This window comes from Tunicatimonas sp. (assembly GCF_049647865.1).
Lineage (GTDB): Bacteria > Bacteroidota > Bacteroidia > Cytophagales > Cyclobacteriaceae > Tunicatimonas.
In genome coordinates this window covers 1-7,304 of record NZ_JBARYM010000626.1, presented here as the reverse complement: position 1 = coordinate 7,304, position 7,304 = coordinate 1, and the positions used below count along the sequence as shown (strand labels likewise).

Below are 7,304 nucleotides of genomic sequence, written 5' to 3'. Positions count from 1 at the left end.
TCCGCAGACAGTTCCATTCTCCGAAACTCCCGAGTCTAATCTTCCTTACGAAAACGAATCGATCGGTATTGAGCGAGAAGGTGAAAAGACCGAAAAAATGGATGAACCCCACGCCAAATAGTTTATTCCCTAAACTTAGCGTAGCTACGCTGGTAGCGGTTTACCTGCTGATTTTAGTAGGAGGTATTGTCCGCAGTACCGGTTCAGGCATGGGTTGCCCCGATTGGCCCAAATGCTTCAATAGTTGGGTACCTCCTACCGAGGTATCTCAACTTCCTGAGAACTATAAGGAAATTTACGCGCAAAAACGAGCTGAGAAGAACAGTCGTTTTACCGCTTACTTAGAGCAACTAGGCTTTAAGAACTTATCTGACCGAGTAAAAAGCGATAAATCAATTCTAGAAGAAGAAGACTTCAACGCTTCTAAAACTTGGATAGAGTACGTAAATCGACTTATTGGTGCTGTTATCGGCTTACTTATATTTGCTACATTTTTAGCTTCACTGAAGCAGTTGCAATCCGACCGTAGTTTGGTCTGGGTATCGGGTGCAGCCGTAGTTCTGGTGGGTTTTCAGGGTTGGATCGGCTCAATTGTAGTATCTACGAATTTGCTGCCTGGCATGATCACCTTTCATATGCTAATAGCGTTAATCATCGTTAGTCTGCTTATCTACGTTGCTTTCCGGGCTCAACCTTCGGTATTGTCTAAAGGAAACTCACTGCCAAAAAAAGAATTCGGTCAACTTAATACTTTACTAATAGTACTGGTTCTTTTAACATTAGGGCAAATTTTACTAGGCACCCAAGTACGGGAATCGGTAGATATTGTTACTAAAGAGTTAGGAGAGAACCAGCGGCAGCAGTGGATAGAATCTTTGGGAAGCGTTTTCACTTGGCATAGATCACTATCGCTTATTGTTATTGCCGCCCATTTATGGTTGGCAGCTACAATGTTTCAATGTTTTGGCAAGAGTGGAAACTTAACGAAGTGGAGTTTGGTATTAGTAGTAATTATTGGGTTGGAAGTGGTTTCCGGTGCAATTATGGCGTATTTTGGAATTCCCCGAGCAGCGCAGCCAGTACACTTATTACTGGCAACTGTAGCTTTCGGAATTCAGCTATTTTTGCTGATGAAGCTAAACCTGAGCCGGTCTATTGAACCTGACATAACCGAAGAAATCCAGGAATATGCAAGCTACTAAGAAAATTGAAGTAACAGATATCTGGAGCGAAAAGCTGCGAAGCTATACCGAACTGTTAAAAGTTCGCTTATCCATATTAGTAGCGTTCTCGTCAGGCTTTGGGTTTGTATTAGCAACATTAGGTAGTATCGACTGGCTACAATTGGCAATTCTGTTGGTAGGAGGGTTCTTGCTTTCAGGAGCTTCTTCTACCGTGAATCAGATTATTGAGCGAGAATATGATAAGTTGATGTCTCGCACCAAAAATCGTCCATTACCCACTGGGCGAATAAGTGTTTCGGAGGCAATTGGAGTAGCGTTGGTAACGGGGGGAGTAGGTATGTTGCTGTTAGCGCAATTCACTAATCCGTTGACTACTGGCCTTGCTTTTCTTTCTTTTGTGCTGTACAGCTTTGTATATACGCCGCTTAAGCGCGTTGGCCCCATTGCGGTGCTAGTGGGAGCTATTCCGGGAGCGTTGCCTCCTTTGCTCGGCTGGACAGCGGTGACCGGAACTATTACGCACGAAGCACTTATTATCTTTGCTATTCAGTTCATTTGGCAATTTCCTCATTTTTGGGCAATTGCCTGGGTAGCCGATGAAGACTACCAGAAGGCCGGTTTTAAATTGCTTCCTTCTAAGGGCGGAAAAACGGTTCAATCGGCGGTACAGATTATGACTTATACACTATTTTTGATACCCTTGGGGTTGCTACCTCTTAAATTTGGAATAACTGGGGTGGACTCAGCGATTGTGGCAACGGTATGCGGGGTACTATTTTTAGGGCAGACTTTCCGATTAATGATGGATGGCTCTCGTAAAGTAGCTTTACAAATTATGTTTGGGTCTTTTATTTATCTGCCAGTGGTGCAGATTGCTTATTTATTAGACAAGATTTAAGGAAAGAAGGATGGAAAAATCTTTAAATATAGAAAAGGAAATAGATCAGATTAGCTTACGCGAAGAGCCACAGCCAATTTTGTCTATGCACCCGCAAAAATTCGCGCTTTGGCTATTCATTGTCACGGTAGTGATGATTTTTGCGGCTTTCACCAGTGCATACATCGTGCGGCGCTCAGAAGGAAATTGGTTAGACTTTGAGCTCCCCCCTTTATTCTGGACCACTGCCGGGATTATTTTTGCCAGCAGTATTAGCATGCATTGGGCCTACATTTCAGCTAAGCGCGATCAGATTATTCAGCTTCGGGCAGCTTTATTAATTACGCTAGGCTTAGGAATTGCCTTTTTAATTGGTCAGTTTATGGCTTGGGGCGCATTAGTAAATATAGAAGTGTTCTTTGTAGGAAACCCCGCTGGTTCGTTTGTGTATGTACTGAGTGGAGTACATGGGGTGCATATCATAAGTGCATTAATTTTTTTAATGGTAGTGGTGGTAAAGGCTTTTCGCTACAAAGTGCATAGTAAGCGAATGGACACCATGGAAATGTGTGTAACCTATTGGCATTTTTTAGATGGACTTTGGCTGTATTTATTTCTATTTTTGCTGCTCAATCGCTAACTAGCAACTACAATCATTTAACGGATTTCTTTCTTGAATCAACTATAAACTTATGGCAACTACTACAACGTCTGTAGAAGAAACAACCAAAGGTGGCCTCTGGAACGGTGGGGTGGCTCCCCTGAAGGCCAGCTATGGAAAGCTCATGATGTGGTTCTTTCTATTATCTGATGCGTTTACTTTTTCGTCGCTGCTTATCTCTTACGGCATGATTCGCTATGCTTGGCCTGCGTACAAGGGAGAAGCAGAAGATTTTGTTTTCTCTCAAGAATATTGGCCTATTCCGGAGAAAGTTTTTGATGCAGTACCACTACTGCACGGAGTATCTCTTCCGTTGGTTTTTGTAGGTATCATGACATTTATTCTGATTCTGAGTAGTGTTACAATGGTACTAGCTGTGGAGGCTGGGCATCGGATGGATAAGAAGGACGTAACGAAGTGGATGTTGTGGACACTTGTGGGCGGAGTCGCCTTTTTGGGTTGTCAGGCCTGGGAATGGTCACACTTTATCCACGGAACTGATGAGGGTGGGATGATGCCCGATGGTTCTATTTTTTACGGAGCCAATCTCACTCAAAACCAATACGGACCGCCCCTTTTTGCTGACTTGTTTTTCTTTATTACTGGCTTTCATGGCTTCCACGTATTTAGTGGGGTGATGCTCAACTTTCTGATCTTCTATCAAGCTACGGTAGGAGTTTTTGAACGACGAGGCCACTACGAAATGGTAGAGAAAGTTGGATTGTACTGGCACTTTGTAGATTTAGTATGGGTATTTGTATTTACCTTCTTTTATTTGATTTGACAACACTGATTCAATAACTCATGGCACAATTAGATGAAGCTACTATGGTTGAGGTTCAACCAAAAGATAACAAGAAAATTAATCAGCTATGGCGTATCGCCGGAATTCTGGCAATTGTAACCGCTATAGAATTTGCTCTAGCGTATATTCTTCCCCGAGGTCCGCTATTGTTTTTTACGTTCGTAGCCCTCACCTTAGTAAAAGCATTTTACATTGTAGCGGAGTTTATGCACCTCAAAGGTGAAGTAAAAACGCTTATCTGGTCAATTATTATTCCAACTATCTTTGTAATTTGGTTAGTTATTGCGCTGTTAGCTGAAGGGTCATCGATCTTTGAGCTAAAGTTTTAAACAATATCCGCTCTTTCCGGTCTATCTAATACTACAAGATAGGTCTAAAACGATATGCAAAAATCCCGAAAAATCGGTTTGCTCATCTTACTGCTGGCAATACCGATTTTTTTTGTGCTATTCTTTGAACTGTTTAGCACCAGTCACTACGCGGTTCCTATCTTTTACGAGAATGGTATTGACTCGCTTGCCGCCTGTGAGTCTAGCCAAGCAGCCCATCGAGTAAAGCCATTGTTTACCTCAGATGTAGCCAATACTCAGCCCCAATCTCATCAGTTTATTGGTGCAGTACAGATAGTACATGCTCTTCCGACCAAATGTGAAGACGATTGTGCAAACATGCTGGAAGAGTTAGCTCGGGTGCAGGGAGTTTTGGAAGCCCAAGTACCGCCGCAAATTATCTTAGTGGCCAACCCTAACTCATCTTCATTCACAACACTAGCCGAGAAATATAAACAAAGAAATTGGTCTTTTCTAGAAGGAACTGAGCGTCAGTATCCTTCGTTTCTTCAGTGTGAATTAGTAATACCCCGCGCCGATATTCCTTTACACAAAACCTTAGTGTTAATAGATCGGCTGGGGCAAATTCGAGGCTACTACCAAGGAACCGACCCGGCCGAAGTAGATCGCCTAATTGCTGAAATTCGAGTTTTAGAGTATAGTACTGACAAGTAAAAACGATGCAGAAGACCGCGCAGGATAACCGATACCTTATTATCATTGGTGTACTTTCAGTAGCTATTCCACTGGTAGTAGCCTTACTGCTTTTCTCATCCGCTAAAGTGAGTGTAGCGGGCGATTGGGTGTACTTTCTCCCCCACTTGAATGCCGCTCTCAACTCAGCTACGTCAATCGCGCTTATTGCCGGACTAATATTTATCAAACAACAAAAAATAGCCTACCACCGGCTGGCGATGCTGGTAGCATTTACGCTCGGAGCCATTTTCTTAATTTCCTATGTGATTTATCACGGTTCGGCTGACTCTACTAAGTTTGGCGATGTAGACAACAATGGCGTAGTTTCAGCTACTGAGTTAGCAGAACTGGGCGTTATGAGAACGATTTACTTGATTATTCTGCTTTCGCATATTGGTTTAGCTATTATAGTAGTGCCACTGGTTTTGTTAGCACTTTACTACGCTATTAGCGAAAAGATTGATAAGCATCGTAAGATTGTAAAGTTTGCTTATCCGGTTTGGTTGTACGTATCGGTAACCGGAGTGGTCGTTTATTTGATGATTAGTCCGTATTACGGTTAATTTTTAAGAACAGAATACTTACTTACTACGTTTTACAACTATAAAGTTATGATACGGTTTATCAAGGTTTTTGTAACGTCAGTAATTTTAGTAATTGGATCAGCCCAATTGCTGATAGCCCAATGTGCCATGTGCCGGGCTACGGTAGAAAATAACGTAAGCTACGGTGAAACAGATTTAGCTTCCGGTCTTAACCTTGGTATAATGTATCTATTTGTGGCTCCGTATCTGCTAGTTGGAGCTATCGCATTTTTTTGGTATAAAAAAAGTCGTGCATCCAATGCAAAAAAAATCCGCCGGGTCCGCCATTCTCCATCATAAGTGCCCTCGCTGTCGCACCGGAGATATTTTTCGTTATTCATTCTTTCAAAAACCCACCAAGTTCACGGATACTCATAAGAACTGTCCTCACTGCGGTGAACAGTACGAGCGAGAGCCTGGTTTCTTTTTTGGTGCTATGTACGTTAGCTATGCCTTCACTATGGCGATACTCCTGGGTACCGCATTCATCTTGTACAACTTTTTTGGCGATCCGGAATTAGTGGTTTACATTACTGCTGTTCCGGCAGTGGTGCTGTTATCACTACCTCTCGTCTTTAGATACTCGCGAACGCTCTTCTTGTACGGCTTCGGTGGTATTAAGTACAAACCTGAACTGGCTGACTAAGCCCCCACTGATAATTTCTAGCAATTGATTGGTAATTCAGGGAAGAACTAATACTTTGGGATTGGATTATTATACAAAACCAACCTTTCTTCCGTATGCTACTACGTCTACTACTTATCCTTTCGATTTCCTTCTCAGGCATTTATCAAGTTGATGCTCAAAAACGATCAAAATCTACTGAAGACAATGCTCAGTTTGACGACAAGTACTACGATGCTTTACGTTGGCGAAACATTGGGCCATTTCGGGGCGGGCGATCAACAACGGCTACCGGAGTAGTTGGTCAACCTCAAGTGTATTATTTCGGAGCTACCGGCGGCGGAGTTTGGAAAACAACCAACGCCGGACATAGCTGGAAAAATGTAACAGATGGATTCTTCCGAACCGGCTCAATTGGTTCGGTAGCGGTGAGTAAAAGTGATCCTAACGTGCTGTACGTGGGCACAGGTGAAGCTCCGGTACGAGGGGTGAAAACCTCCCACGGCGATGGCATCTATAAATCTACCGATGCCGGTAGAACCTGGTCGAATGTTGGTTTAGAGAAAAGCCGACAGATTTCTAAAGTACGTATTCACCCTGAAAGCCCTAATGTGGCTTATGTAGCCGCGCAAGGCAGCCCGTGGGCACCTACCGAAGAACGAGGCGTTTACCGAACCCAAAACGGTGGTGAAAGCTGGGAAAAAGTATTATACGTAGACGAAAATAGTGGAGCCTGCGATTTGGCGATGGATGCGACCAACCCCCGGGTGCTCTACGCAGCTTTTTGGGATCACCAGCGTACTCCCTGGAAAATCCGCAGTGGCGGTGAGGGTAGTAGAATTTATAAAACAACCGATGGTGGTGATAACTGGAAGCAACTTACTACTGGTTTGCCGGACTCAATTATGGGAAAAATTGGGATTACTGTCTCCCCGGCTAATCCCGATCGGGTTTGGGCTATTATTGAATCGGAGCAAGGTGGGCTGTACCGCTCTGATGATGCGGGAAGTACCTGGAAGCTAATCAACGAAGACCGGGTACTACGAGCGCGATCTTGGTACTACATGCACGTCTTCGCTCATCCTACTAACGAAAACACAGTTTACGTACTCAATGCTCCGTTTATGAAATCTATTGATGGCGGTAAATCCTTTGAGCAAGTGCCTACTCCTCACGGCGATAACCACGATCTGTGGATAAACCCCGACCAACCAGATTATATGATCAATGCGAATGACGGCGGAGCCAATATCTCATCTGACGGCGGGAAAAGTTGGTCTACTCAGCAAAATCAGCCTACTGCCCAATTTTACCGAGTAAGTGTAGACAACCAATTTCCGTACTACGTGTATGGCGGACAGCAAGATAACTCTACGGTGGCCATACCAAGTCGTACAAATAAGGACGGTATTTACTGGGAAGACTTCCGTCGGGTAGGGGGCTGTGAAAGTGCCTTTGTGGCGTTTGACCCGGATAATCCTGAGCATATTTACGCCGGATGCTATCAAGGTATAATCTCGGAGTACGATGCCAACCGTAACGA

Annotated in this window: 10 protein-coding genes; all 10 read left to right on the top strand. The window is 43.7% G+C overall.

Features of this window, described 5'->3' with window-relative positions; all coding sequences use genetic code 11:
- Positions 1 to 101 precede the first annotated feature (101 nt).
- Positions 102 to 1,202: a COX15/CtaA family protein gene (locus WBA23_RS18340; RefSeq protein ID WP_424583732.1), complete on the top strand. Its 1,101-nt coding sequence runs from the start codon at positions 102 to 104 to the stop codon at positions 1,200 to 1,202.
- Positions 1,189 to 2,082 carry a heme o synthase gene (gene cyoE / locus WBA23_RS18335; protein WP_424583731.1) on the top strand — a complete coding sequence of 298 codons (894 nt, stop codon included), beginning with the start codon at positions 1,189 to 1,191 and terminating at the stop codon, positions 2,080 to 2,082. The genes WBA23_RS18340 and cyoE overlap by 14 nt, the downstream gene beginning before the upstream one ends.
- A 10-nt stretch (positions 2,083 to 2,092) precedes the next feature.
- Positions 2,093 to 2,701, top strand: a complete 609-nt coding sequence (locus WBA23_RS18330; protein WP_424583730.1) for a cytochrome c oxidase subunit 3 — start codon at positions 2,093 to 2,095, stop codon at positions 2,699 to 2,701.
- A 52-nt stretch (positions 2,702 to 2,753) separates the two neighbouring features.
- A complete protein-coding gene (locus WBA23_RS18325) occupies positions 2,754 to 3,506 on the top strand; it encodes a cytochrome c oxidase subunit 3 (RefSeq protein WP_424583729.1) in 753 nt (250 codons plus the stop codon).
- 20 nt (positions 3,507 to 3,526) lie between these two features.
- Positions 3,527 to 3,856, top strand: a complete 330-nt coding sequence (locus WBA23_RS18320; protein WP_424583728.1) for a cytochrome C oxidase subunit IV family protein — start codon at positions 3,527 to 3,529, stop codon at positions 3,854 to 3,856.
- A gap of 54 nt (positions 3,857 to 3,910) precedes the next feature.
- A complete protein-coding gene (locus WBA23_RS18315; RefSeq protein WP_424583727.1) occupies positions 3,911 to 4,531 on the top strand; it encodes a hypothetical protein in 621 nt (206 codons plus the stop codon).
- A gap of 5 nt (positions 4,532 to 4,536) precedes the next feature.
- Positions 4,537 to 5,115 carry a DUF420 domain-containing protein gene (locus WBA23_RS18310; protein WP_424583726.1) on the top strand — a complete coding sequence of 193 codons (579 nt, stop codon included), beginning with the start codon at positions 4,537 to 4,539 and terminating at the stop codon, positions 5,113 to 5,115.
- A 48-nt stretch (positions 5,116 to 5,163) separates the two neighbouring features.
- Complete coding sequence (locus WBA23_RS18305; protein ID WP_424583725.1) at positions 5,164 to 5,436, top strand: hypothetical protein; 273 nt, start codon at positions 5,164 to 5,166, stop codon at positions 5,434 to 5,436.
- Entirely contained in the window at positions 5,396 to 5,782 is a 387-nt protein-coding gene (locus WBA23_RS18300; protein WP_424583724.1) for a DUF983 domain-containing protein, read from the top strand. Before WBA23_RS18305 ends, WBA23_RS18300 begins: the two co-directional genes overlap by 41 nt.
- A gap of 95 nt (positions 5,783 to 5,877) precedes the next feature.
- The coding region (locus WBA23_RS18295) for a WD40/YVTN/BNR-like repeat-containing protein (protein WP_424583723.1) at positions 5,878 to 7,304 on the top strand (1,427 nt) is incomplete at its 3' end.

Bases quoted from the DNA above. Each gene is read 5' to 3' on its own strand.
- WBA23_RS18310 (WP_424583726.1), top strand. From the start codon at position 4,537: ATGCAGAAGACCGCGCAGGATAACCGATACCTTATTATCATTGGTGTA.
- WBA23_RS18330 (WP_424583730.1), top strand. From the start codon at position 2,093: ATGGAAAAATCTTTAAATATAGAAAAGGAAATAGATCAGATTAGCTTA.
- cyoE (WP_424583731.1), top strand. From the start codon at position 1,189: ATGCAAGCTACTAAGAAAATTGAAGTAACAGATATCTGGAGCGAAAAG.
- WBA23_RS18300 (WP_424583724.1), top strand. From the start codon at position 5,396: ATGCAAAAAAAATCCGCCGGGTCCGCCATTCTCCATCATAAGTGCCCT.
- WBA23_RS18325 (WP_424583729.1), top strand. From the start codon at position 2,754: ATGGCAACTACTACAACGTCTGTAGAAGAAACAACCAAAGGTGGCCTC.
- WBA23_RS18340 (WP_424583732.1), top strand. From the start codon at position 102: ATGAACCCCACGCCAAATAGTTTATTCCCTAAACTTAGCGTAGCTACG.
- WBA23_RS18320 (WP_424583728.1), top strand. From the start codon at position 3,527: ATGGCACAATTAGATGAAGCTACTATGGTTGAGGTTCAACCAAAAGAT.
- WBA23_RS18315 (WP_424583727.1), top strand. From the start codon at position 3,911: ATGCAAAAATCCCGAAAAATCGGTTTGCTCATCTTACTGCTGGCAATA.
- WBA23_RS18305 (WP_424583725.1), top strand. From the start codon at position 5,164: ATGATACGGTTTATCAAGGTTTTTGTAACGTCAGTAATTTTAGTAATT.